This window comes from Rathayibacter sp. VKM Ac-2857, assembly GCF_013205025.1.
Taxonomy (GTDB): Bacteria; Actinomycetota; Actinomycetes; order Actinomycetales; family Microbacteriaceae; genus Rathayibacter.
In genome coordinates this window covers 1,197,870-1,222,783 of sequence record NZ_JABMLE010000001.1, presented here as the reverse complement: position 1 = coordinate 1,222,783, position 24,914 = coordinate 1,197,870, and the positions used below count along the sequence as shown (strand labels likewise).

The window sequence follows — 24,914 nt, the reverse complement described above, 5'->3', positions numbered from 1 at the left end:
GCGCTGCGTCCTCACCCTTCTCGGTGCCGCCCTCTCGCGGCTGCGTCGACTCCCGCTAGGACTCCTCACGATCATGACCACCACCCGCACCTCCTCTTCCTCCTCCGCCTTCTCCTCCCGCGTCCGCCTCGTCGGCGGTGGTGCGCTCGTCGCCGCGGGCTCCGTCGCCCTCGCACTGGCCGCCCCCACGGCCGCGAGCGCGCACGTCACCGCCGCGGCGTCGAGCACGGCCGCCGGCTCGTACACGGTCGTCACCTTCTCGCTCGCCCACGGCTGCGAGGGCTCGCCGACGACCGGCCTCAGCATCACCATCCCCGAGGGGATCAACTCGGTCAGCCCGACCGTGAACCCCAACTGGGACGTCGTGAAGAACGAGGTCGAGATCGCCGACCCGGTGACCGACTCGCACGGCAACACCGCGACCCAGCGCGTCTCCGACGTCGTCTACACCGCCAAGACCCCGCTCGCGGACGGCTACCGCGACACCGTCTCGCTGCAGCTGCAGCTCCCGGAGGACGCGGCCGGCTCGACCCTCGAGTTCCCGGTGCTGCAGACCTGCGAGACCGGCTCGACCGCCTGGGACCAGCCGACCGTCGAGGGCGAGGCGGAGCCGGAGCTCCCCGCGCCGACCGTCGCCGTGACCGCCGCCATGGAGGGCGCCGGCCACCACGACGACGACGGCGACGGTGACGACGCGGTCGCGACGACCGCCTCCGCCACCACCGCCACAGGCCAGGGCGACGACGTGCTCGCGCGCGTCCTCGGCGTCGGCGGGCTCGTCCTCGGTGCCGTCGGCGTCGCGTTCGGGCTCGCCTCGCGCCGCCGCAGCCCGAAGGCGTCCGCGTGACGGTCGCTCACCGGAAGGGCGGACGGCTCGTCCTCGCCGCCGCCGCGATCGGGCTGATCGGCTCGGTCGCGGTGGCGGCGCCCGCCAGTGCCCACAACTACCTCGTGTCGACGACGCCGGCCGTCGACTCGACGGTGACCGAGCAGCCCGGGACCCTCGCGCTGACGACGAACGACGACCTGCTGGTCCTCGGCAACGACGGCGCCGCCGCGGCGCTGCGCGTCGTCGGGCCGGACGGCCTCTACTACGGCGACGGCTGCGTCAGCGTCGTCGGGCCGGAGGCGTCGATGCCGCTCGAGCTGGGCGCGGCCGGTGCCTACGAGGTGACCTGGCAGGTCGTCTCGACCGATGGCCACCCGGTCTCGGGCCAGTACGGCTTCGACTGGCAGCCGGGAGCGGACGTCGCCCTCGCCGAGGGTTCGGAGTCGGTCCCCGACTGCAACGGCACCGTCGCGGTGTCGGACGCCTCGGCGCCGTCCGCGGACGAGGCCGAGGCGGCCACCGGGTCCGACCTTGCGCTGCTCGGCGACGTCCTGTGGATCGGCGGCGCGCTGGTCGCCGTCGTCGCGGCGATCGGCATCACGCTGCTCGTGCTCCGGAGGCGTCCACAGAGCTGACCGGCGGGGTGGGCCTCCTGCTCTCCTCCCGGGGTCAGCGCAGGAGGCTCGCCAGCGGCCCGCTCTCGAGATCGGCGAGGATCGCCGCGGCGTCCTCGTAGACCGCGACGGCGCCGGCCTCGCGCAGCTCGTGCTCGCCGGTGCCGCCGGACTGCACCGCGACCGTCGCGAGGCCGGCCCGCTCGGCCGCGAGGACGTCCCAGGTCGCGTCGCCGATCATGATCGCGCGGTCGGTCGAGACGCCGGCCCGCTCGAGGGCGATGCCGATGAGATCGGGCGACGGCTTCGCGGTCTCGACGTCCTCGCCGCTCGTCACGGCATGCACCGTGTCGCCGAGGTCGAGGACGTCGAGAAGGACGTCCAGCTCGTTCTGCGGCGCGGACGTCGCCAGCACGATGCGGACGCCCCGCCCGGCGAGCGCTCGGATCAGCGCTTGCGCCCCCGGCAGCAGCGCGATCCGGGCGGAGGCCTCCGCGTAGTTCTTCGCGTGCAGGCCCTTCACCAGGGTCCGCGTCTCGTCGTCGGCGTCGTCGTCGAGGAGCAGGTCGAGCAGCTCCGACGAGTCGGCGCCGATCGCCCGCTGGATCCGCCAGGTCGGGACGTCGAGGTCGGCCTGCCAGAAGGCGCGCGACCAGGCCTCCACGTGCAGGAAGTTGGTGTCGGCGAGAGTGCCGTCGATGTCGAAGAGCACGGCGGTCGGAGTCGTGGGCATGTGGTTCGTCCTCTGGTGGATGCGGGAGCTGGATGCGGGAGCTGAGCGCGCGAGCCGGTTCTCACCAGGCCGAAGTGGGAACCCTACGCCTGCGGGCGGGCATCAGTAGGACCCCTTGACTCGTGATCGGCGGGTCCTGACGGACGACTCCGCGGGCGACTTCGTCGGCGATGACCTCGAGCCGGGCGACGCCCTCGAGGTCGCCGGGCAGGATCACGCGGTCGTAGCCGAGGCTGACAACGAGGTTCTCCGGTCCGAGCGCCCAGTGCAGCTCGCCGGCGCCTGCTGCGACCGGGAGGATGCTCGCCTTCCTGCCGCGCTCGACGGAACGGATGCGCACCCGCCCGCGCCAGGCGCCGTGGATCCGGACGAGCAGGGCGTGCAGAGCGGCGACGACCTCGGGCGGTGGCGTCCGAGCGCCCTGGGCGGTAGCCGCCGGCTCCCACGGCGGCGGGAGTTCGGCGTGAGCGTCGATCTCGAGGGCGACGCGGAGGGTCGCGCCGCCGGTGGAGCGGTCCCAGGACGCGAGGCGCTGCAGTCTCCGCTTCGAGGGGTCCGGCACGAGGACGCCACCCTCGCCGATCGCCGGGATGCTGCCGAGCACAATCTCGCCGACGATCCCGCGCACGACCCCGGTCACCGGGAGCGCGTCAGGCAGGGCCTGATGGTGCTCCTCCGCGTAGCGAGCCGGACCCGTCGGTCGAGCCGGGTAGGCGAGAAGCGACCAGGTGACCCGGTCCCCGACCGCGAACGGCGCGCCGCAGCAGTCCATCGCCCAGCCCTCGCGGACGACTTCGATCAGGCACGTCGATGCCGCGGTCATCAGGGGCTCCCCGCTCTCGTTCTCCATCTCCTCCGATCCTCGCACCGACACCCTCCCGGCCTCAGAACGGCGGTGGCTCGTCCTTCACGGCGTCCGGTTCCCCGACCGGCGCCGCGCGGCCTCTCGGCGGCCCGGAATGCGCCGGACGGGTGACGTGCCGCCTGCCGGTCGGGCTCGTCCAGCGCAGGACTCCGGCGGGCCGGTGCTCGACCTGCCAGCTGGTGGTGTGCCGGAGCCGGTGGTGGTGGCGGCAGAGGTGGGCGAGGTTGTCGGCGTCGGTGCGGCCGCCGTGCTGCCACTCGACGCCGTGGTCGACGTCGCCGCCGGAGGCCGCCCGCGTGCAGCCGGGGAAGCGGCAGGTCTCGTCACGGTGCAGCAGGTAGCGCCGCAGATCGGCAGGCACCCGGTAGGAGGTGCGTCCCACGGAGAGCACCGCGCCGGTCTCCGGGTGGGTGAGGATCCGCGTGAAGGAGGGCGCGTCGGCCGCGAGCCGACGAGCGGTCTCGGGGTCGATCGGCCCGTAGCCCTCGAGGGTTCCGGGCTCGTCGGAGCGGCCGAGGAGCGTGAGGACGGGGACGGTGACCGCGACCCGCGGCCGGATCCCGACCGGAACGGCGGTGCCCGTCGAGCGTCGCTCGGCGCCGTCGGTCTCGCCGTCGATCAGGAGCGCCGCTCCGACGTCGGCCCGCAGCTGCCCGATCGTCCGCTTCTCGCCGGGCAGCTCGTGCAGGGAGCGCGCCGCGCGATCGATGCGGTCGAAGGCGCCCTGCGCCTGGGGAGCGGAAAGGTGCAGGAGCAGGGTGGCCATGCCGTCGCTGTCGCCGTCGAGCCAGACGCCTCGCCGCGCGGCGCAGCGCCGGTGGCGCTCGCGAAGCGACTCGGGATGCAGCCGCTCGCGGAGCGCGCGGAGTCGTCGCTGCAGTTGCGGGGGAGTCCGATCGGCCGCGACCATGGCGGCCTCCTCGTCGAGGCGCCCACGCACCTCGGGCGGCAGCTCGACGGCCGCGCGGAGGATCACCCGCGCGTGCTCCGGCGAGATCCGACCCTCGCGCAGAGCGGCCAGGGTCTGCGGGAGCTCGTTGACGAGCAGCCGGCTCTCCTCGATCAACCCGGTGACGTGCGCCTCCGACATCCGCAGTGCGGTCGCGAGCTCGGCGACGAGCGCCCGCTCCGCCGCCTCCCTCCGCTCCGCTCTGCTGCGCACCAGCGGATCGATGAGCGCCTCCTGCGAGGCCGTCGCCGCGAGCCGGGCGCGCTCGACCAGCTCGGCGCGCTGAGCCTCCGCTCGCGCCCGCAGCGGATCGACCGCGCACACCGCATCGACCGCCGACCGGAGCGCCCCCTGCGAGCCCTCGCGCACCTCGCGGGGCCGTGCCCCGTCCTCGTTCTGAACCATACGAGGATGGTTCCACAGACCACCGACACTCAGCCGGCCACTAGGCCCGACCGGTGGAGAACCCCTCGAGACCGATGCTGTGGAGGAGCGACCGGTTCGCCGAGTGCTCCGGCTAGGCGTATGCGCGCACCGTCTCCCGGATGGTGTTCGCGTACTCGTAGATCTCGTCCAGCGTCGAGATCGCGTGCCGCGTCTCGGTCTTCTCCTGATCGAACGTCCCGAGGTGCTTCTGCTTGCGGTTGAAGTGCAGCCGCGCGACGGGCTTGCGGTTGTTGTCGTCGATGATGATCGCGAAGTACGACTTCGCATCGCGGGAGGCGATTCTGCTCACCTTGACCTCGCTGCAGGCGATGGCCTTCACGATCTGATAGCCCTCGAGCTCCTCGAGCGTGGTCTCGATGTCGCTCTGATCCTCGAGCTCCTCCTCGACGACGGCCTGGCTGGTCACCGCCTGCTCGGCGGCGATCATCTCCGTCCGCGGGAAGTTCGGGGCTCCCAACGCCGTCTTCAACCGCTCATTCACCTGTTCGTTGAGGAACTGCTTCGAGGCCTTCGTCACCAGTGCCGTGAACTGCTCCCGCACCTTCTGCGTGTAAGCACCGCCCTCGTAGACGCGCGTCGTGAAGAACTTCACCCACTCGTCCGAGGGAGAGGCGAACTGAGCAGCCAGCTCGCGCTTCAGCTGGCCGATGTACTTGAGTTCGCCGGCCGCGCTGATGATCGAGTCGAGGTCGAAGACCTCCTTCGTCAGCTTCACCAGCTCCGGGATCAGCGTCTCGTCGATGTCGGTCAGATCCAGGACGAGGAAGGGCTTGGCGTCCATCCGGTTCGGAGCGTCGAGGTCCGTGTAGAAGTGGTACTGCTCACCGTTGGTGAGGATCGCGATCCGGGCGTTGGTCACCGCGAAGTACCGGAAGAGCTGCGAGGCGTGCTCGATCTTGAGCGGCTCACTCGACTTCTTGCACTCGACGAGCATCTGGACATCGCCGTTGTGCACGATCGCGTAGTCGATCTTCTCGCCCTTTTTCACGCCGACATCGGCGATGAATTCGGGGACGACCTCGAGCGGGTTGAAGACGTCATAGCCGAGGATCGTGGAGATGAAAGGCATGACGAAGGCGTTCTTCGTCGCCTCCTCGGTCTGGATGATGTCGCGCTGCTGCGTGACCTTCGTCGCAAGGGCGATCAGTCGTTCGGTGAATTCCACGGGTCTCCTCGTCGAGGCGGAAAGGCTCTGTCCCGGTGAATGCTCACCGATGATCGTGCGATTCGCCACCCCCTTTTGGGGACCGCTAGTGTCACACCCTTCGCGGCACCGTGAACACCGTCTCCACGCCCGGCGAGTACAGCACCGAGTCCGGCGCCCGCGTCGCCAGCCCCGGGAAGCCCGCGACCTCGAGCAGCCCGTCGTCGAGCGCGAGCAGCTCCGCGCGCTGCAGCGGCCACGGCCGGTGCAGGTTGCGGCCGTACCAGGTGGAGCCAAGGTGGCGCTCGTGGTAGGCCCAGCGCGAGGTCAGGAAGCCGGCGAGCGGGTCCTCGGACGCGTCGGTGCCGGGGGTCGGCCGCACCACGATCCGCGAGCGCGCCGCGGGGGCGCCGATCCGCTCGGTCGTGTAGATCACCGCGCCGTGGCGGTGCTCGATCCCCATCCGCGCCCAGCGGTAGGGCAGGCCGAAGACGGCCTGCGCGACCAGCACGGGCAGCAGGTGGGACGCCTCGAGCGAGACGAAGACGACTCCGCGGCGCCCGTGCCGGTCGATCGAGTAGAGCCGCACGTTCACCTCGGGGAAGGTCCCCAGCCATGGCACGCGCGGCCCGCCGAGGAACGCCGTCCGCGACAGCCGGAACGGGATGAGGCCGACCCACGACGCGCCGTCGTGCTCGTCCGGGCGCACGCCGGGCGGCAGGTGCGGGGCGACCAGCGCCGGGTCGACGCGCCAGTGCAGGAAGGCGGCCTCGGTCCAGCGCTGGCGGAGGATGCGCGGCCCGCCGAGCGCGGGCGCGGAGCGGGTCACGGATTCGACGGAGGTCACGCGGCCATCGTGCTCCCCGCTGCTGCGAACCGGCCTGTCCGGCGCCGTATCGGCGCGCCCCGCGGCATCCGCGGCGCGATTCACCGCCCGGAGCCGGCTCCGGCGAGCTCCACGAGCGCCGAGACCGCGACCCGCACCGGCGCGGACGACGCCACCGATCCGCGCACCACCGCGTGGATCGATCGCAGCGGGCGCGGCCGCACGAGCGGCACCGCGACGAGCCCCGGCGGGAGCGCCTGCGCGGCCAGCGCCGGCAGCACCGTCAGCCCCATCCCCGCGGCGACGAAGGCGACCGCCGTGACGTGGTCGTTCGCCTGCACGTGGAAGCGGGGCGTGAAGCTCGCCGCCGCGCACGCGTCGACGAGGGTCCGGCGACACCAGCCGGTCGGCAGGTCGTTGTCGATCCAGCGGTCGCCCGCGATCTCGGCCAGCTCGATCTCGGCGCGCTCGGCGAGCGGATGCGAGCGGCTCAGCACGGCGAGATACGGGTCGTCGATGAGGTGGTGCGCCACGAACCCGGGGGAGTCGGCCGACCCGCCCGGCTCGGCGACCAGCAGCTGCACGTCGGGCCGCTCGGCCGGGTCCTCCGCCACCTCCTCGCCCAGGCGCAGATCGAGCGCCAGCTGCGGGAAGCCGGCGATCAGCCGCCGCGCCACCTCGGGCATCCAGGCGCTGCCGACGGAGGCGAAGTAGGTCATCGAGAGCCGGCCGGCCCGCCCCGCGCGCAGGTCGGCGACGACCGCCTCCGCCTCGCCGAGCCGCTCGAGCACCCGGTCGGCCTGCTCGGCGAGGGTGCGGCCCGCCGCGGTCGGCCGGACGCCTCGCCCGACCCTCTCGAGCAGGGTCAGCCCGGTCTCGCGCTGCAGCGCGGCGAGGTGCTGGCTGATCGCCGACGGCGTGTAGCCGAGCGACGACGCGGCGCCGACGATCGAGCCGGCCGCGACGACGGCGCGGAGGACGCGGAGACGCTGGACGTCGAGCATGCACCGACACTAGCGACGATGAAGCCGCACTGCACGATCCGGTAGAACCGTGGACTGGTGCTGACGCCCGCCGCCCCGCCACGATGGGTCCATGACCAGCACCGCGCCCTCCGCCACCACCGCCCCGAGCAGCCGCGACACCGTTCTGCTCTGGTCGGCGATCGCCGTGACGGTCCTGCTCTGGGCCTCGGCCTTCGTCGGGATCCGCTTCGCCGCGGACGACTTCGGCCCCGGCGCGCTGACCCTCGGCCGGATCGTCGTCGGCTCGATCGCCCTGACGGTCGTCCGCCTCGTGATCACGGCACGCCGCCACGGCGCGCGGCCGGAGCGCAGCCGGGTCCCGCGCGGCCGGATCCTCCTGCTCGTGCTCGTCTGGGGTGTCGCCTGGTTCGGCGTCTACAACCTCGCGCTCAACGCGGCCGAGCGGCACGTCGACGCCGGCACCGCGGCGCTCCTGGTCAACATCGCGCCGATGATCACCGCGGTGCTCGCAGGCCTCCTGCTCGGCGAGGGCTTCCCGCGGCGCCTGCTCGGCGGCATGGCGGTGGCGCTCGCCGGAGTCGCGGTGATCGCGTTCTCGACGTCCTCCGGGCAGTTCGACGTGATCGGCGTCGTCCTCGGCCTCGCTGCCGCGGTGCTCTACGGCGGCGCCGCGACGCTGCAGAAGCGCCTGCTCGGGCACGTCGACGCGATGACCATGACCTGGGTCGGCTGCCTGGCCGCGACCGTCGCCTGCCTGCCGTTCGCTCCGGAGCTGCTCGCCTCTCTGCAGGCCGCGCCCGCCTCCTCGATCGCCGCCGTCGTCTACCTCGGCGTCTTCCCGACGGCCGTCGCCTTCACCACCTGGGGCTACGTGCTCTCGCGCTCCAGCGCCGGGCGCACGGCGGCCACCACCTACGCGGTCCCGGCCGTCGTGGTGCTGCTGTCCTGGCTCCTGCTCGCCGAGACCCCGCCGGCCGCCGCGCTGATCGGCGGCGCGATCGCGCTGGGCGGCGTGGCGGTCGCGACCCTGCGCCGGCGGCCTGCGGGAGTCTGAGGGACTCCTCACTCCCCGGCGATATGCTTGCGGCACGTTCGTCCAGTCGGCGCCGAGCGCCGGTCACGGTGCGCGCCCGTTACGGTGAGGATCCCCGATGACCGAGGCCCTGCAGCCGCCCCAGAACGCCCTCTCGCTCACGCCGCCCGAGCCCGTCGCCGCCGTCGCGACCACCTCGGCGCCGTCGATCGCGCCGAAGGTCCCCGAGCAGGCGCTGCCGGGGCTCGAGGCGAAGGTCGACGGCTACCTCGCGTCGCTGATGTCCGCGGAGGCGCGCAGCCCCGAGTTCGCGGCGAAGGCCAACGACATCCGCACGATGGGCGACGCCGACATCCGCTCGGCGGCCGACTCCTCGAACCGCCTGCTCAAGACGCCCGTCCGGGCGCTGCAGGAGGGCGGCCTGTCCGAGGGCTCGACCATCGGCAAGACGCTGCTGGAGCTCCGGCGCACGGTCGAGGACCTCGATCCCTCCGAGGACAACATCCAGAAGAAGATCCTCGGGTTCATCCCCTTCGGCAACAAGATCACCGACTACTTCCGCCGCTACGAGAGCGCGCAGTCGCACCTCAACGCCATCATCCAGGCGCTCTACGACGGCCAGGACGAGCTGCGGAAGGACAACGCGGCGCTGAACCTGGAGAAGCAGAACCTCTGGGACACGATGACGCGCCTCAACGAGTACATCTACGTCGCCGAGCGCCTCGACGTGAAGCTGTCGGCGAAGATCGCCGAGCTCGACGCGACCGACCCGGACCGCGCCCGAGCGCTGCGCGAGGACGTCCTCTTCTACGCGCGGCAGAAGCACCAGGACCTGCTGACCCAGCTGGCCGTCTCGATCCAGGGCTATCTCGCGATCGACGTCGTGATCAAGAACAACGTCGAGCTGATCAAGGGCGTCGACCGAGCGACCACGACGACCGTCTCGGCGCTGCGCACCGCGGTCATCGTCGCGCAGGCGCTCGCCAACCAGCGCCTCGTGCTCGACCAGATCACCGCGCTCAACACGACGACCTCGAACATGATCGAGGCGACGTCGCGGATGCTCGCCGAGCAGTCCGCGAGCATCCAGTCGCAGGCGGCGTCGGCGACGGTCGGGCTCCCGCAGCTGCAGGCCGCGTTCGCGAACATCTACCAGACCATGGACTCGATCTCGGACTTCAAGATCAAGGCGCTCGACAGCATGGCGCAGACCGTCGGTGTGCTCCAGGTCGAGACCGCGAAGGCCGGCGAGTACGTCGAGCGTGCCCGCCGCAGCAACTCCGACATCGACGCGGCCTCCTCGCTCGATCTCGGCCGCTAGCCGATGGGCTGGCTCTCCCGCCTGTTCGGCGGCACCGACCCGGTGCCGGAGGAGACCGCGCCCGCACTCCCGCGCGTGCCGTCCAGCGACGACATCCTCGCGGCGCTCGACCGGGTCGCGGCGGAGACGGCGGGGAAGGTCCCGGCGATCGTCGCGGCCCGCATCCGCCGGGTCGACGAGACGGTGCGCGAGATGGTGCCGCGCCTGGACCGCCTCGGCGGGATGAGCCGGCAGGGCCACACCGTCGTCGCCACCGCCACCAGCTACCTGCCCGAGGCGGTCGAGGGCTACCTGCGCCTGCCGCGCGACTTCGCCGACCGCCGCGCCGTCTACAAGGGGAAGACCTCGCTGATGATCCTCTGCGACCAGCTCGACCTGCTCGGGGGCACCCTCGACCGGATCTCGGACGCCGTTTCGCGGCAGGACGCCTCGGCGCTGATCGCGCACGGGCAGTTCCTCGCCGAGAAGTTCACGGAGTCGTCGCTGTCGAGCGGGCTCGACGCGCCGCCTGCGTCGTCCACGCCGACCACTCCCGGCTCGCTGACCCCGCCGAGCGCCTCGTGAGCGCGCTCGCGGCGTCGCTCGACGCGCTCGTCCTGGTCGGATCCGCGGCCGGGCTCGACGGCGCCGCCGTGCGCGCCGAGGGCGGTCGGCTCGCGGCAGCGGTCGCGGAGTCGATCACCGGGGCCGGGCAGGACTGGCTCGCGGAGACCGGGACCACCGGCGGCCTCGAGGCGTTCTTCACCGCGGCGTCGAGCGCGCGTCGCTGGCGCAGCTCGCCGACGGATCTGCTCGCCGGGCTGGTCGCGGCGCGGTCGGAGCAGGCAGGGGCGTACGCGCGGGCGCTGACCGAGGTCGTGTCCGCGGCGAGTGCGCTGGGGGAGCCGGGGATCGGCGGGATCGCGGCGGCGTCGGCGACGGCGGCGGCGCAGCTGGGGGCGGTGCCGACTCCTTCGACGTCGGCACCCGCCGCTCCGCGCGACCTTCCCGCCGGAGTCCCCGGGGTCGACGAGATCCTCGCGCGGCTGCGGCGGAGCGAGCACGACGGGCCGCAGGACGAGCCGGGACCGGTCGCCGCCGCGCCGCCCGCCTCTCCCGCGCCGGAAGCCGAGCCCGAGCCGCTCGAGCCGCCCGAGGCGATCGAGGACCTGCTCGCCGAGCTCGACGCGCTGATCGGCCTCGACCGGGTGAAGAGCGAGATCAAGCGGCAGACCCAGCTGCTCCGGATCGACACCCTGCGCCAGGCTGCGGGGCTGACCACGCCGACGCTCACCCGGCACCTCGTCTTCACCGGCAATCCCGGCACCGGCAAGACCACCGTCGCCCGGCTCGTCTCGCGGATCTACCGCTCGCTCGGCATCCTCTCCAAGGGCGTGCTCGTCGAGGTCGACCGCTCGGAGCTGGTGGCCGGCTACCTCGGCCAGACCTCGATGAAGACGGCCGAGGTGATCGCCTCGGCCCGCGGCGGCGTGCTGTTCATCGACGAGGCCTACGCGCTCGCCCTCGACCAGTACGGGGCGGAGGCGGTGACCACCCTGGTCAAGGACATGGAGGACCACCGCGGCGACCTGGTCGTCATCGTCGCGGGCTACTCCGGGCCGATGCAGGGCTTCCTCGACACCAACCCCGGGCTCGCGAGCCGCTTCTCCACCACCATCGACTTCGCGGACTACAGCGACGAGGAGCTGTCCGCGATCTTCGCGCGGCTCGCCGCCGCCGCCGACTTCACGCCGACGGAGGAGGCGGTCGCCGCCTTCGCCGACGTCGCCGCGGCGCAGGAGCGCACCGAGGCGTTCGGCAACGGGCGCTGGGTGCGCAACGTGCTCGACGCGGCCATCGCGCGCCACGCCTGGCGCCTGCGCGACACCGAGGAGCCGACGCTCGACGAGCTGCGGACCCTGGAGGCGGAGGACGTGGTGGAGGCGGAGCTGCCGGAGGCGGAGCTGCCGAACCTGCAGTCCGAGACCGACGCATCGACCGAGGAGATCGCATGAGCATCGCCACTGCCGCGCCGCCGGCTCCGCCCGCACCCGCGCAGGCTGCGCCTGCCGCTCGGCGGCCGAACCTGCTCTCCCGCGCTACCTCGACCACTCCGCGCACCCTGCGGCTGCTGCTCGTGCTCACCGCGCTGGCCGCCGTGCTGTTCGGCGTCTTCGCCCAGCAGGCCGCATCGCTGCAGGCGCGTGCCGCTGAGGAGGCGCGTCAGCAGGCGGCGCAGCTCGTCGGTGTGCAGGACGTGCGGAACCTGCTCGTCGACGCCAACGCGATCGCGGCGAACACCTTCCTGGTCGGCGGTCTCGAGCCCGCGGAGCAGCGGCAGACCTACGTCGACAACCTCGCCGGCGCGTCCTCGCGGATCGCCGAGCTCGCCGCGACGCACCCCGACGACGCCGGGACCCTCGCGAAGGTCGCCACCAAGCTGACCACCTACAGCGGACTGATCGAGCAGGCCCGCGCCAACAACCGGCAGGGCTTCCCCGTCGGCTCGGCGTACCTCGACCAGGCGTCCTCGCAGCTGACCGGTGAGGAGGGGATCCTCGCCGATCTCAACGGTCTCGTCACCCGCGGCGCCGACCGCGTCGCGGCGGCCTACGACACCGTGCGGTTCAGCGTCCTGCTGCTGATCGGCTCGCTGGCGATGCTGCTCCTGCTCGTCGCGGCGCAGGTCTGGCTGGCGCGCAGGACGCACCGCTATCTCAACCGGCCGCTCGCGACCGCCACCGGACTGCTGCTGCTGGTCGGGATCGGCGGCACGATCCTGCTCGGGTCGATCGGCGGGCGCGCGGCGGCGGTGCGCGCCGATCCGTACCAGGCGACGCTCGTCGTCTCGCAGGCGCTCACCGCGGCGAGCGACGCGAAGTCGCTGGAGAGCTTCACGCTGATCAAGCGCGGCTCCGGAGCGGCGCTCGAGACGGAGTTCCAGGCGGCGGCGAAGGATGCGGGGGACCGGCTGCAGGCCGGTGTCGAGGACGGCATCGTCGACGGGGCATTGCTGACGGAGCTGAACGCGTGGCTGGACCTGCACGGGGCGATCCGCGAGCAGGACGACGGCGGGAACTGGGACGAGGCGGTGAGGCTCGCCACCGCCACCGGAGACGGCACCGCCAACGCCGCCTTCACCGCTTTCGCGAACGACGCGCGCACGGCGATCGTGGACGACGCGGACGCGACCCGCACCGAGCTCGACGACGGGAGCACGACCGCCTCGATCGCCTCCTGGATCCTGCTCGCCGCCGGCCTGGTGGGCGCCCTGCTCGCCTGGCGCGGCGTCTCGCAGCGACTGGAGGAGTACCGATGACCCGCCTCAGCACCCTGCGCACGGGCGCCGTCGCGCTCCTGCTCGGCACCGTGCTCGCCGTCTCCGGCTGCACCACCGGCGCCGACGACCTCGGTGCCATCACCGAGGCGACCACGCCGACCCCCACGGCGTCCGCGTCGTCCAGCGCCGCTCCCGCGACCGCGGAGTGCTCGCCGTCGGCCGTCACGTCCTACGCGCCGACCGGCGTCACCGACAGCACCCGGCTCGCGGCGATCCGGGAAAACGGGCAGCTGCGCGTCGGCGTCTCGGCCGACACCCTGCTGATGAGCTCGCGGAACCCGCTGACCGGCGCGATCGAGGGCTTCGACATCGACATCGCCCGCGAGATCGCCCGCGCGATCCTCGGGAACCCCGACGCGATCGAGTTCGTCGTGATCACCTCGGCCCAGCGTCTGCCCGCCCTCAGCGGCGACGCCGCGACTCCGCAGGTCGACCTGGTCGCGCGGACGCTCACGATGACCTGCGACCGCTGGGACAGCATCGCCTTCTCCTCCGAGTACTACGCCGCGGGGCTCAAGGTGCTCGTCTCCGAGAGCAACACGGCGGCGAGCATCGCCGAGCTCGCCGGGCAGAAGGTCTGTGCGCCGCGGAGCACCACCACGCTCAGCCGGCTCGAGAGCGACTACCCCGATGTGGAGGCGGTCGCCGCCGACACGCACACCCAGTGCCTCGCGCAGTTCCAGGAGGGATCCGTCGACGCGATCGCGGGCGACGACACGATCCTCGCGGGCTTCGTCGCGCAGGATCCCTACGCCAAGGTGATCGGCGACCCGCTCAGCGAGGAGCCGTACGGCCTCGGGATGCCCGCCGGCGACACCGACTACGTGCGCTTCGTCAACGCCGCGCTGGAGAGCATCCGCGCGGACGGCCGCTGGCAGAGCATCTACGAGCGCTGGCTCGGCGAGCTCGGCGCGGCCTCGCCGCCCGCCGCCGTGTACGGGCGCTGATGGCGGCCGGGACGAGCGCGCAGGGAGTCTCGGGGGCGGGTGTCTCGGAGGGGACGCCCGTCGCTCCGGGGCGCCTGGGCGAGGCGATCCCGCAGCGCGAGCTCTTCGACTACCTCGCGCAGCTCGGCCGCTGGCTGGAGCGGACGACCCGCGAGCTCTCGCGGCTCGACGCCGCCGCGCTCGCCTCGCCGCAGGCCGACAGCTACACCGCCGACGTCGTCCTCGCGCAGTCGCTGCGCGAGTCCGTCACCCGTCGTCTCGCCGAGCTCGAGCTCGTCTGGGACTCCGGCCGCGTGGACGCCGTCGCGCGCGAGCGGATGTCGCAGCTGATCTGGGGGCGCCTCGACTCCTCCGGCTCGGGCGGCAGCGCCGCCGTCTCGCTCGTCGAGGCCGTCCGGCTCTGCGACGCCGTGATCGGCCAGCTGAAGTCGCGCCTGGAGCTCGACCCGAGCGGCACCGACGTCGCCGGCCGGATCGTCGGGGTGCGCGCCGAGATCGAGCGCTGCCGCGACCTCACCCGCGATGCGCGCGGCACCGTCGATCAAGCCGCCGCCCAGCGCGTCGCGGTGCTCCGCTCGCGACTCGACGCCCTCGCCGAGAAGGCCGGCCGCGGCGCCGACGTCTCCGGTCCGCTCGGCCAGCTGGAGAGCGACTCCGCCCGGCTCGAGCGCGACCTGATCATCGCCGCCTCCGAGCGCCGCGGCCTCGAGCACGACCGGGTCCGCGCCCGCGAGCTGGCCGCCGCCGCCGAGCTGCGCGAGGCGCCGCTGCGCGAGCTGGTCGCCCGCTGCCGCCGCGAGATCGCGGATCCGCCCCGCCTCGCCGTGCCTGACGTCTCGCGCCTCGGCGAGCCGCCGAGCGGTCGAGAGGCGCTCGACGCGCACCTGGCCCGCCTCACCGCCGTCGGCCGGGCGTTCGACGCCGTCGAGGCCGCCTACACCTCGCCGCTGCGCGAGCGGGCCGCCCTCGGCTTCCGGCTGCGGGCCCTGCGCGAGCGCGCCGCCGCCAACGGCCGGGCCGCGTCGCCCGTCGGAGTCGCGGCCGACGCCGAGGTCCGCGCCGCGCTCGACGCGGTGCCCTGCTCGGTGCCGCTCGCCCGCCACCTGGTGGAGCAGTACGACGTGGTCACCCGCGACCTGCCCACCGCCCCGTCTCCCTCGCACCACCGGAAGGCCAGCTCATGAACGGCGACCCCTGCACCTCGACCCCGGGCTGCACCGGCGTCATCGAGGACGGCTACTGCAACGTCTGCGGGCTGCCGGCGGAGGCGCCGGCCGTCGCGGTGTCCGCTCCCACCGCGCGCCGCCCCGCTCCCGCGGCCGGCCCCGCGCCGGCCACCGCCTCCGCCGCCTTCGGCACCGGCTTCGCCGAGGGCGCGCCGAACGCGCAGGCCCCGGTCGGATCCAGCACCGAGGAGGCGGCGACCGCCCGCAGCGGCCGCACCTCCTCCGCCCGCCTGGCGACCGCCGCGCTCGGCTCGGCCCGCACCGCGCAGACCGGCTCGAAGACCACCCGCCGCGTCGGCACCACTTCGACCCGCCTGCGCGGCCCGCGGCTCGGCGCCGGACTGACGACCGTCCCCTCCCGTCCCGCCGCCGATCCGATGGCCGCGCTGATGAAGGAGGCGGTGCTCCCCGAGCGCAAGCGCTTCTGCTCGAACTGCGGCACCGCGGTCGGCCGAGGCCGCGACGGCAAGGCCGGCCGCACCGAGGGCTTCTGCCCCAACTGCCGCACCCCGTTCAGCTTCACACCGCAGCTCGCGAAGGGCGACGTCGTCGGCGGCCAGTACGAGGTCGTCGGCTGCCTCGCCTACGGCGGGCTCGGCTGGATCTACCTCGCCCGCGACCGCAACGTCTCCGGCCGCTGGGTCGTGCTCAAGGGCCTGCTCAACTCCGGCGACCCGGACGCCTACGCCGCGGCGGTCACCGAGCGGCAGTACCTCGCCGAGGTCGAGCACCCGCTCATCGTCGAGATCTACAACTTCGTCCTGCACGAGGGCGCCGGCTACATCGTGATGGAGTACGTCGGCGGGCCCAGCCTCAAGCAGATCCTGAAGGAGCGCCGCGACGCGAACGGCGGGTCCGCGGACCCGCTGCCGGTGGACCAGGCGCTCGCCTTCGTGCTCGAGGTGATGCCCGCCTTCGCCTACCTGCACGACCACGGACTGCTCTACTGCGACTTCAAGCCGGACAACATGATCCAGGTCGGCGACCAGGTCAAGCTGATCGACCTCGGCGGGGTGCGCCGGGCCGACGACGAGGAGTCGGCGATCTACGGCACCGTCGGCTACCAGGCGCCCGAGGTGCCCGAGCTGGGGCCGTCGATCGCCTCCGACGTCTACACGATCGGGCGGACCATCGCCTCGCTCGTCCTCGACTTCCGCGGCAACCAGACGACCTACGTCGCCTCGCTGCCGCCGGTGTCCGAGACGCCGCTGTTCCAGAAGTACGACTCGTTCTACCGCCTGGTCGCGAAGGCCTGCGCGCCCGACCCGCAGGACCGGTTCGCGACCGTCGACGAGATGCGCGGGCAGCTGCTCGGCGTGCTGCGCGAGGTCGTCGCGACCGACCGCGGACCGGGGCACCCCGCGCTGCACTCGACCGAGTCGGCGCTGTTCGAGGCGCCCGTCGCCGACGTGGTCGACCGGCCGCTGCCCTGGGACGCGCTGCCCGTGCTCAAGACCGACGAGTCGGATGCGGCGCGCGCCTGGCTCGCGGGCGTCAACGTCGCCGACCCGATCGTCCGGCTGCGCGCGCTCGCACTCGCGCCGACCGTCACCGTCGAGGTGCGGCTCGCCCGCGCCCGCGCGGCGATCGAGGCCGAGCGCTGGGAGGACGTCGCCCGCGCGACCGGCGAGATCCTCACCGAGGACCCGTGGGAGTGGCGCGCGGTCTGGATGAGCGGGCTGGCCCAGCTCGCCCGCCACGACGACATCGGCGCCCGCGCCTCGTTCAACACCGTCTACGGCCAGGTGCCGGGCGAACTCGCGCCCAAGCTCGCGCTCGCTGCCGCCTGCGAGTCGAGCGGCGAGCCCGAGGTGGCGGAGTCGCTCTACGTGATCTGCGCCCGCGCCGACGCGAACTACACCGCGCCGGCCGCCTTCGGCCTCGCCCGGGTCCGGCAGCACCGGGCCGACCTCGACGGCGCGCTCGACGCGCTCGACATCGTCACGCCGACCCGCTCCTCCTACGTCGACGCGCGCCGCCGCCGCGCCGAGCTGCTGGCCGGCTCCGGGCGCGGACTTCCGGCGCTCTCCGCGGCGCTCGCCAGCGTCGACACGGTGGCGATCGACGCGCGCACCCGGCTCGAGCTGACGACGGGGGTGCTGGAGTCGGCGCTCGAGCTGGTCCGGCGCGACGGGCCCGCCGAGGGCGCGACGATCGGCGGGATCGACGCCACCGAGCCCGCCCTCCGCGACGGTCTCGAGACCTCCTACCGCTCGCTCGCGGCCGCCACCCGCGAGAAGCAGGAGCGCCTGCGCCTCGTCGACCGGGCGAACGCCGTGCGCCGCTGGACGCTGACGTGAGCGACGCGAGCCCCGCGCTGTCCACGCCCTGCCCGAACTGCGGCGAGCCGGTCTCGACCGGCGACGCCTTCTGCGAGGCCTGCGGGACGACGCTGATCGTTCCAGCCGCGGCGGCCGCGCCGCCCACCGCCGGCTCGGAGGGGCGGACGGCCTGCCTGCACTGCGGGGGAGCGATCGCCGACGACGGCTACTGCGAGCAGTGCGGTCAGCGCGCGCCGACCGAGCGCGAGCACTGGGCGGAGGCGCCGCACCCGCTGGTCGGCGGCGTCTGCGACCGCGGGATCCGGCACGCCGCCAACGAGGACGCGATGGCGATCGGCGCGACCGCCGGCGAGGACGGCGGGCTGCGGACCGCGCTGCTGGTGGTCTGCGACGGCGTCTCCTCGACCCCCGACTCCGACGCCGCCTCCCTCGCCGCGGCCCGCGCCGCGCTGAGCGCGCTGCGCAGCGAGGTCGGCGGCGAGGTGCACGGCGCCGAGCGCTGGGGCGCGCTGCTGCAGATGGCGGTCGCGCGCGCCTCCGGAGCGATCGACGCCGCGGTGCCCGAGAAGCGCGACAACCCGCCCTCCTGCACCTTCACCGCGGCGATCCTCGACGGCGCGCTCCTGGTCACCGGCAACGTCGGCGACAGCCGCAGCTACTGGATCCCCGACGCGGGGTCCGCGCGGCAGCTCACCGTCGACGACTCCTGGGCGCAGGAGCAGATCGCCTCGGGCTTGCCCCGCGCCGAGGCCGAGTCCGCGCCCGACGCGCACGCGATCACCAAGTGGCTGGGCGCCGACGCGCACGACGAGTCGCCGACCCTCGCCTCCACCGTGCTCGACGAGCCGGGCTGGGTGCTCGTCTGCTCCGACGGCCTCTGGAACTACGCCTCGCCCGCCGACGACCTCGCGGCCGTGCTGCACGACGCCGTCGCCCGCGTCGGCGACGATCCGGTCGCGCTGGCGGAGGCGCTCGTCGCCTGGGCCAACGAGCGCGGCGGCCAGGACAACATCACGGCGGCCCTGGCGCGCTTCGCGCCGGCGGCGGCGGCTGCGCCGCCCCCTTCCCTGCTGATCGAGTAGGCCGCGCCTGCGGCGCCCCATGTTGATCGAGTAGGCCGCGCAGCGGCCGTATCGAGATCCACCGTTCTGCAGAGGGCCGGGTCTCGATACGCCGCTGCGCGGCTACTCGACCAGCATGTGCGCGCATCCTGGGGATGACGGAGGCAGCGCCGCCCCCTTTCATGCTGATCGAGTAGGCCGCGGAGCGGCCGTATCGAGATCCAGCCGTGGTGCCGCTCCGTCCATCCGACCTCCCGGTGCCTGGACACATCCGCCCCCCGCGTCGGCGCCGTCGCCGCCTACCCTCGACCCCATGAGCATCGCCGAGTCGCCCGCCACCTCGCTGTCCACCGTCGGCCACTGGATCGACGGCGCCCCCTCGCCCTCGTCGTCCGGCCGCACCGCGCCCGTGTACGACCCGGCGCTCGGCGTCGCGACCAAGGAGGTCGCGCTGGCCGACGCCGCCGAGATCGATGCGGCCGTCGCCTCCGCCAAGGCCGCGTTCCCCGCCTGGCGCGACACCTCGCTCGCCAAGCGCCAGCAGATCGTGTTCAAGTTCCGCGAGCTGCTCGAGGCGAAGAAGGGCGAGCTCGCCGAGATCATCACCTCGGAGCACGGCAAGGTCCTCTCCGATGCGATGGGCGAGATCACCCGCGGCCAGGAGGTCGTCGAGTTCGCGACCGGCCTCGCGCACCACCTCAAGGGCGAGTACTCGGAGCAGGTCTCCACCGGCGTCGACGTGTACTCCATCAAGCAGCCGCTCGGAGTCGTGGGCATCATCAGCCCGTTCAACTTCCCCGCGATGGTGCCGATGTGGTTCTTCCCCATCGCGATCGCCGCCGGCAACACCGTGGTCGTGAAGCCGTCCGAGAAGGACCCGTCGTCGGCGATCTGGCTCGGCGCGCTCTGGAAGGAGGCCGGTCTCCCCGACGGCGTCTTCACCGTCCTGAACGGCGACAAGGTCGCGGTCGACGGGCTCCTCGAGCACCCCGACGTGAAGTCGATCTCCTTCGTCGGCTCCACCCCGATCGCGCAGTACGTCTACGAGACCGGCACCCGCAACGGCAAGCGCGTCCAGGCGCTGGGCGGGGCGAAGAACCACATGCTGGTGCTCCCCGACGCGGATCTCGACCTCGTCGCGGACTCCGCGATCAACGCGGGCTTCGGCTCCGCGGGAGAGCGCTGCATGGCGATCTCGGTCGTCGTGGCTGTCGAGCCCGTCGCCGACGAGCTGATCGCGAAGATCCAGGAGCGGGCAGCGACCCTGCGCATCGGCGACGGGCGCCGCGGCTGCGACATGGGCCCGCTGGTCACCGAGGCGCACCGCGACAAGGTCGCCTCCTACATCGCGATCGCGGAGGAGGACGGCGCGAAGGTCGTCGTCGACGGCCGCGGCATCGAGGTCGACGGCGACGAGAACGGCTTCTGGCTCGGCCCGACGCTGCTCGACGACGTCCCGATCACCTCGAAGGCCTACACCGAGGAGATCTTCGGACCGGTCCTCTCCATCGTCCGCGTGCAGTCCTACGAGGAGGGCGTCGCGCTGATCAACAACGGCGCCTTCGGCAACGGGACCGCGATCTTCACCAACGACGGCGGGGCGGCCCGCCGCTTCCAGAACGAGGTCGAGGTCGGGATGATCGGCATCAACGTGCCGATCCCCGTGCCGGTCGCGACGTTCTCCTTCGGCGGCTGGAAGTCGTCGCTCTTCGGCGACACGAAGGCCCACGGCGCGGAGGGCGTGCGGTTCTTCACCCAGCAGAAGGCGATCACGTCACGCTGGCTCGACCCGTCGCACGGCGGCATCAACCTGGGCTTCCCTCAAAACTGAGGTATGCCACCAGGAGGGGTTGATCTCGATACGGCCGCTCCGCGTCCTACTCGATCAGCATGAGGCGCCGGCCGGCCCGTTCGCCGGCCGGCCTGCCTGCCGAGCGGCTGCCGTTGCATGCTGGTCGAGTAGCCGCGCAGCGGCGTATCGAGACCCGCCCACCGCAGGCACGGTGGACACCGCTCCGCCCTCACAGCAGGCTCAGCGCCAGCCACAGCTCCGTCCGCGCATCCACGTCGTCCAGGTCCACGCCCAGCGCACGCTCGACCGCCGTGACGCGGTTGCGCAGCGTGTGCCGGTGCACGCCGAGCTCGCGGGCGGCCGGCTCCCAGGCGCCGTTGCAGCGGAGCCAGACGCGGGCGCTCTCGAGCAGCACGCCGCCCTCGGGGGTGAGCAGCGGCGCGAGCAGCCGCCGCGCGAGCGGCTCGGCGCCGGCCGCGGTGAGCAGGCCGCGCATCCCCTGCGCCGACACGTCCTCGAAGCGGAGCAGCGGATGCTCCGCCGTCGCCCGGTCGGCCGCGCGCCGCGCCTCCACCAGCCCTCGGTCCAATTCGGCCCAGGCGATCGGCGCCGAGGCCCCTGCCTGCGCACCGTGCCGCTCGAGCACTCCCGCGATCAGCTCCAGATCCTCGGCGCCCGTGATCACCACGAGCGCGCCGTCGCGCTCGGCGAAGAACAGCCGCGCCCCGTTCTCCTCAGCGAACACCTCCAGCTCGTCGAGCAGCGAGTCGCCGCGCACCGGCTCGCTCAGCACGCTCACCCGGACCGGCTCGGCGGGCAGCGTCCCCCAGAGCTGCCGCGCCGTGCGGGCCGCGACGTCGAAGGCGCCGGCGGCCAGCAGCTCGAGCAGCCCCGAGCGCAGCTGCCGCCGCGAGGTGTCGAGGGCGCGCCGCTGCTCCAGCGCGATGCTCGCGAGCCCGATCACGCTGGCGACCAGGTCGTTGCCGGCCGGATCCAGGGGAGTGCCGGTGCCGACCGCGAGCACCCCGCGCAGGTGGTCGCGCTGCCCGAGCGTCTGCAGGGTGACGCCGCCCCCATCGTCGAGCCGGAGCCCCGCGCGGCTGCCCCGCGCGAGCGCCTGGCGCACGGCCGCCGCGACCGAGCGCTCCGCCGCCTCCGGCACGTCGAGCCGCGTCGGCAGGTGCACCCGCTGCCCGACCGCGTCGTAGAGCGCGACCCAGCAGTCCAGCTGGCGCTCGAGCTCCGAGAGGATCGCCGCGAGGCCGTCGGGGCGGAGGGCCGCCCGCGCGACTCGGCGCTGCGCCTCCAGCGACCACTCCAGGCGCTCGCGCTGCTCGCGCGAGATGACGTCCGCGACGAAGCGGATGATCCCCATGAACGGCGTGAGGTCGGCGACCTCGAGCAGCGGCAGCCCCTGCCGAGCGCACGCCGCCACGAGGAGGGCGGGCACCTCGTCGTGCACGATGCCGGTCGCGAAGCCCAGCGCCCGGATGCCGCGGCCGCGCAGGCGCGCGACGTACGCCTCGGAGAAGTCGGCGCCCTGCGTCCCGGGAGCCTGCTCGAAGTGCACCCCGTCGGTGAGCAGCAGCTGCCCGGACTCGAGCCACGGCGTCGGATCGACGAGGTCGGAGGAGTGCGCCCAGACCAGCGGAGCGTCGAGTGCCGCCTCGTCGTGCACGCCCGCGAGGACGTGCAGGCTGAAGGCCGGCTCGGCGAGCAGATCGCGGACGGTCGCGGGCACAGGCGGCTCCCTCGAGATTCGACGTTCTGTCCATCGTAGGGCGGATGCTTCGACAAAGCGGGGCGCCCGCGACGGGTCGCCGCGCGGCACGATGGAGGCATGACGCTCTCGGACACGACACCCTCGGACACGACTCCCACCGGCAGCACCAACGCCTCCGTCACCGCCGCCGACCGCTCGCGGGTCTTCCACTCCTGGTCCGCGCAGGGCGCGCTCAACCCGCTGCCGATCGCCGGCGGCCTCGGCGCCGAGGTCTGGGACGTCGACGGCACCCGCTACCTCGACTTCTCCAGCCAGCTCGTCAACGTCAACATCGGCTACCAGCACCCCAAGGTCGTCGCCGCGATCCAAGCGCAGGCGGCGGTCCTCACCACCGTCGGCCCGGCCTTCGCGAACGAGACCCGGGCGGAGGCGGCGCGCCTGATCACCGAGCGCGCGCCCGAGGGCTTCGAGAAGGTCTTCTTCACCAACGGCGGCGCGGACGCCAACGAGAACGCGATCCGGATGGCACGGCTCTACACCGGCCGCGACAAGATCGTCTCCTTCTACCGCTCGTACCACGGCAACACCGGCGCCGCGATCGTCTCCACCGGCGACTGGCGCCGCATCCCGAACGAGTACGCGCGCGGTCACGTGCACGCCTTCGGCCCCTACCTCTACCGCTCCGAGTTCTGGGCCGAGACGCCCGAGCAGGAGTGCGAGCGCGCGCTGCACCACCTCGAGCGCGTCGTGCAGGCCGAGGGCCCCGAGTCGATCGCGGCGCTGCTGCTCGAGACGATCCCCGGCACGGCCGGCATCCTCACGCCGCCGCCCGGCTACCTCGCCGGCGTGCGGGCGCTCGCCGACCGCTACGGCATCCTGCTGATCCTCGACGAGGTGATGGCCGGCTTCGGCCGCACCGGCGAGTGGTTCGCGTTCGACGCCTTCGACGTCCGGCCCGACCTGATCACCTTCGCCAAGGGCGTCAACTCCGGCTACGTGCCGATCGGAGGCGTCCTCATCGACGACCCGATCGCGCACCACTTCGACGAGCGCGTCTTCCCCGGCGGGCTGACCTACTCCGGTCACCCGCTCGCCGCTGCGAGCGTCGTCGCGACCCTCGAGGCCATGGCGGAGGAGGGCATCGTCGACAACGCGAAGACCATCGGCTCCGAGCACCTCGCCCCCGGCCTGGCCGCCCTCGAGGCGAAGCACGACGTGATCGGCGAGGTCCGCGGCTCCGGCGTCTTCTGGGCGCTCGAGCTCGTGACCGACCGCGGCACCCGCGAGCCGCTGCCGGCCGCCGCCGTCGGCCGCCTGAAGGCCGACCTGCTCTCCCGGGGCCTCCTGCCCTTCACCGCCGACAACCGCATCCACGTCGTCCCGCCCGCCGTGGTCACCCCCGCCGAGGTCGCCCGCGGCCTCGCGATCCTCGACGACGCCCTGACGTCCTTCAGCGGCTGACGCCGCCGGGTCTCGATACGCCGCTCCGCGGCTACTCGACCAGCATGCTGTGGCCGTGCTGATCAAGAGCGTCGGCTCGACATGTTGATCGAGTAGCCCGCGGCGCGGGCGTATCGAGATCCACGCCGTCAGAAGCCGGGTCTGCAGTCCACCCCTGCTGACGCCGCCGGGTCTCGATACGCCGCTCCGCGGCTACTCGACCAGCATGCTGTGGTCGTGCTGATCAAGAGCGTCGGCTGGACATGTTGATCGAGTAGCCCGCGGCGCGGGCGTATCGAGATCCACGCCCTCAGAAGCCGGGTGTGCAGGCCACCCCTGCTGACGACGCCGGGTCTCGATACGCCGCTCCGTGGCTACTCGACCAGCATGCTGCGATCCGTCGCCGAACCAACCGGCCCCTTCTGAGCCGTATCCGGGAATCCGCGTCCCAGCGGATTCCCGTCGGCGCACGCACCGGGGCTCTGCGAAACGCACTCCGCGCACTGCCGACCGCCGGACGCCGCCCCGCGGCGTCCTAGGAAACGGAGTGCAGCGCGAACGCCGTGATGAACCCGAGGACCGCGTACAGCCCGGTCAGCACATCGTCCCGGTCGAACGCCTCCGGGATCATCGTGTTCGAGATCATCGCGAGGATCGCGCCGGCCGCGACCGTCGTCACGAACGCCACGACCGCTCCCGGCGCGCTCGCGAAGACGAGGAAGCCGACGAGCGCGGCGATCGCGGAGAGCGCGGCGATGCCGCCCCAGACGGTGAAGACGTAGCGCGCGGAGCGGCCGTCGGCCTTCATGCCGACCGTGGAGGAGAGGCCCTCGGGCAGGTTCGAGATCGCGACCGCCGCCACGATCGGCACGCTGATCGCCGCTCCCGCGCCGCCCTGCGCCACCGAGAGGCCGAGCACGATCGACTCGGGGATTCCGTCGATCAGCGCGCCCGCAGCGATCGCGGTGCCACCACCCGCCGAGCCGGAACCCTTCGCGCTCTTGCGATTCCCGGCGCCGGCCCGGGTGAGCAGTGCGTCCGCTCCGACGAAGACCACGGCTCCGGCGAGCGTGCCGAGGATCGTCGGCAGGAGTCCGCCGTCGTCGGCCGCCTCCTGCACCAGCTCGTAGGCGAGCGCCGAGATGAGCACCCCGGCGCCGAACGCGGAGATCGCCGCGGTCAGCTTGGGCGGGACGCGGACGAACCAGGCGAGCGCCGCTCCGACGAGGAGGGTCGCTCCGCCGATGGCGCCGCTGAGCAGCGCGAGGGACCAGGGAGGCACGGCGCCCAGCCTGTCAGGCGGAGGGCCGTGCGGCATCGGGGTTGACGGACCTCGGGCACGCGCGGCTGAGCGCGATCATGCTGGTCGAGTAGCCC

Annotated in this window: 21 protein-coding genes; 13 read left to right on the top strand and 8 right to left on the bottom strand. The window is 73.2% G+C overall.

Annotated features, from left to right (window positions below; genetic code table 11):
* Positions 1-73 precede the first annotated feature (73 nt).
* Complete coding sequence (locus tag HQQ86_RS05665; protein WP_173287123.1) at positions 74-847, top strand: YcnI family protein; 774 nt, start codon at positions 74-76, stop codon at positions 845-847.
* A complete protein-coding gene (locus HQQ86_RS05660) occupies positions 844-1,464 on the top strand; it encodes a copper resistance CopC family protein (protein ID WP_173287121.1) in 621 nt (206 codons plus the stop codon). Before HQQ86_RS05665 ends, HQQ86_RS05660 begins: the two co-directional genes overlap by 4 nt.
* A gap of 34 nt (positions 1,465-1,498) precedes the next feature.
* Here the strand turns inward: HQQ86_RS05660 and HQQ86_RS05655 are convergent, their stop codons facing one another.
* The 6 genes from HQQ86_RS05655 to HQQ86_RS05630 form a co-directional block, all read right to left on the bottom strand.
* Positions 1,499-2,176, bottom strand: a complete 678-nt coding sequence (locus tag HQQ86_RS05655) for an HAD family hydrolase (protein ID WP_173287119.1) — start codon at positions 2,174-2,176, stop codon at positions 1,499-1,501.
* Between the two features lie 61 nt (positions 2,177-2,237).
* Entirely contained in the window at positions 2,238-3,026 is a 789-nt protein-coding gene (locus tag HQQ86_RS05650) for a DUF6578 domain-containing protein (protein WP_173287117.1), read from the bottom strand.
* Between the two features lie 34 nt (positions 3,027-3,060).
* Entirely contained in the window at positions 3,061-4,395 is a 1,335-nt protein-coding gene (locus tag HQQ86_RS05645) for an HNH endonuclease signature motif containing protein (protein ID WP_173287115.1), read from the bottom strand.
* A 112-nt stretch (positions 4,396-4,507) separates the two neighbouring features.
* The gene (locus HQQ86_RS05640; protein ID WP_173287113.1) at positions 4,508-5,602 is read right to left on the bottom strand and encodes a type I restriction endonuclease; all 1,095 of its coding nucleotides are present in this window, start codon (positions 5,600-5,602) and stop codon (positions 4,508-4,510) included.
* 91 nt (positions 5,603-5,693) lie between these two features.
* Positions 5,694-6,428, bottom strand: a complete 735-nt coding sequence (locus HQQ86_RS05635; RefSeq protein WP_367948553.1) for a YqjF family protein — start codon at positions 6,426-6,428, stop codon at positions 5,694-5,696.
* Between the two features lie 80 nt (positions 6,429-6,508).
* Positions 6,509-7,411, bottom strand: coding sequence for a LysR family transcriptional regulator (locus HQQ86_RS05630; RefSeq protein ID WP_173287111.1), 903 nt, complete (start codon positions 7,409-7,411; stop codon positions 6,509-6,511).
* A 91-nt stretch (positions 7,412-7,502) separates the two neighbouring features.
* Here HQQ86_RS05630 and HQQ86_RS05625 point away from each other — a divergent pair, with 91 nt between their 5' ends.
* The 10 genes from HQQ86_RS05625 (at position 7,503) to HQQ86_RS05580 (ending at position 20,413) form a co-directional block, all read left to right on the top strand.
* On the top strand, positions 7,503-8,447 hold the full coding sequence (locus HQQ86_RS05625) for a DMT family transporter (RefSeq protein ID WP_173287108.1): 945 nt from the start codon (positions 7,503-7,505) through the stop codon (positions 8,445-8,447).
* 97 nt (positions 8,448-8,544) lie between these two features.
* The gene (locus HQQ86_RS05620) at positions 8,545-9,747 is read left to right on the top strand and encodes a toxic anion resistance protein (protein ID WP_123444926.1); all 1,203 of its coding nucleotides are present in this window, start codon (positions 8,545-8,547) and stop codon (positions 9,745-9,747) included.
* Positions 9,748-9,750: 3 nt separating this feature from the next.
* A complete protein-coding gene (locus HQQ86_RS20890) occupies positions 9,751-10,311 on the top strand; it encodes a hypothetical protein (protein WP_173250690.1) in 561 nt (186 codons plus the stop codon).
* Complete coding sequence (locus HQQ86_RS05610) at positions 10,308-11,741, top strand: AAA family ATPase (protein WP_173287106.1); 1,434 nt, start codon at positions 10,308-10,310, stop codon at positions 11,739-11,741. Before HQQ86_RS20890 ends, HQQ86_RS05610 begins: the two co-directional genes overlap by 4 nt.
* Positions 11,738-13,045: a hypothetical protein gene (locus HQQ86_RS05605; protein WP_173287104.1), complete on the top strand. Its 1,308-nt coding sequence runs from the start codon at positions 11,738-11,740 to the stop codon at positions 13,043-13,045. Before HQQ86_RS05610 ends, HQQ86_RS05605 begins: the two co-directional genes overlap by 4 nt.
* The gene (locus tag HQQ86_RS05600) at positions 13,042-14,013 is read left to right on the top strand and encodes a glutamate ABC transporter substrate-binding protein (protein ID WP_173287102.1); all 972 of its coding nucleotides are present in this window, start codon (positions 13,042-13,044) and stop codon (positions 14,011-14,013) included. Before HQQ86_RS05605 ends, HQQ86_RS05600 begins: the two co-directional genes overlap by 4 nt.
* Complete coding sequence (locus HQQ86_RS05595) at positions 14,013-15,197, top strand: hypothetical protein (protein WP_173287100.1); 1,185 nt, start codon at positions 14,013-14,015, stop codon at positions 15,195-15,197. Before HQQ86_RS05600 ends, HQQ86_RS05595 begins: the two co-directional genes overlap by 1 nt.
* Complete coding sequence (locus HQQ86_RS05590; RefSeq protein WP_173287098.1) at positions 15,194-17,539, top strand: serine/threonine-protein kinase; 2,346 nt, start codon at positions 15,194-15,196, stop codon at positions 17,537-17,539. Before HQQ86_RS05595 ends, HQQ86_RS05590 begins: the two co-directional genes overlap by 4 nt.
* Positions 17,536-18,603: a PP2C family serine/threonine-protein phosphatase gene (locus HQQ86_RS05585; RefSeq protein WP_173287096.1), complete on the top strand. Its 1,068-nt coding sequence runs from the start codon at positions 17,536-17,538 to the stop codon at positions 18,601-18,603. The genes HQQ86_RS05590 and HQQ86_RS05585 overlap by 4 nt, the downstream gene beginning before the upstream one ends.
* Positions 18,604-18,895: 292 nt before the next feature.
* Positions 18,896-20,413 carry a CoA-acylating methylmalonate-semialdehyde dehydrogenase gene (locus HQQ86_RS05580; protein ID WP_301952250.1) on the top strand — a complete coding sequence of 506 codons (1,518 nt, stop codon included), beginning with the start codon at positions 18,896-18,898 and terminating at the stop codon, positions 20,411-20,413.
* Positions 20,414-20,603: 190 nt separating this feature from the next.
* Here HQQ86_RS05580 and HQQ86_RS05575 read toward each other — a convergent pair whose 3' ends face one another.
* On the bottom strand, positions 20,604-22,115 hold the full coding sequence (locus HQQ86_RS05575; RefSeq protein WP_173287094.1) for a PucR family transcriptional regulator: 1,512 nt from the start codon (positions 22,113-22,115) through the stop codon (positions 20,604-20,606).
* 99 nt (positions 22,116-22,214) lie between these two features.
* Between HQQ86_RS05575 and HQQ86_RS05570 the strand changes: the two genes are divergently transcribed.
* The gene (locus tag HQQ86_RS05570; protein ID WP_173287092.1) at positions 22,215-23,558 is read left to right on the top strand and encodes an aspartate aminotransferase family protein; all 1,344 of its coding nucleotides are present in this window, start codon (positions 22,215-22,217) and stop codon (positions 23,556-23,558) included.
* 514 nt (positions 23,559-24,072) lie between these two features.
* Here the strand turns inward: HQQ86_RS05570 and HQQ86_RS05565 are convergent.
* Positions 24,073-24,819, bottom strand: a complete 747-nt coding sequence (locus HQQ86_RS05565) for a ZIP family zinc transporter (RefSeq protein ID WP_173287090.1) — start codon at positions 24,817-24,819, stop codon at positions 24,073-24,075.
* Positions 24,820-24,914: the final 95 nt, after the last annotated feature.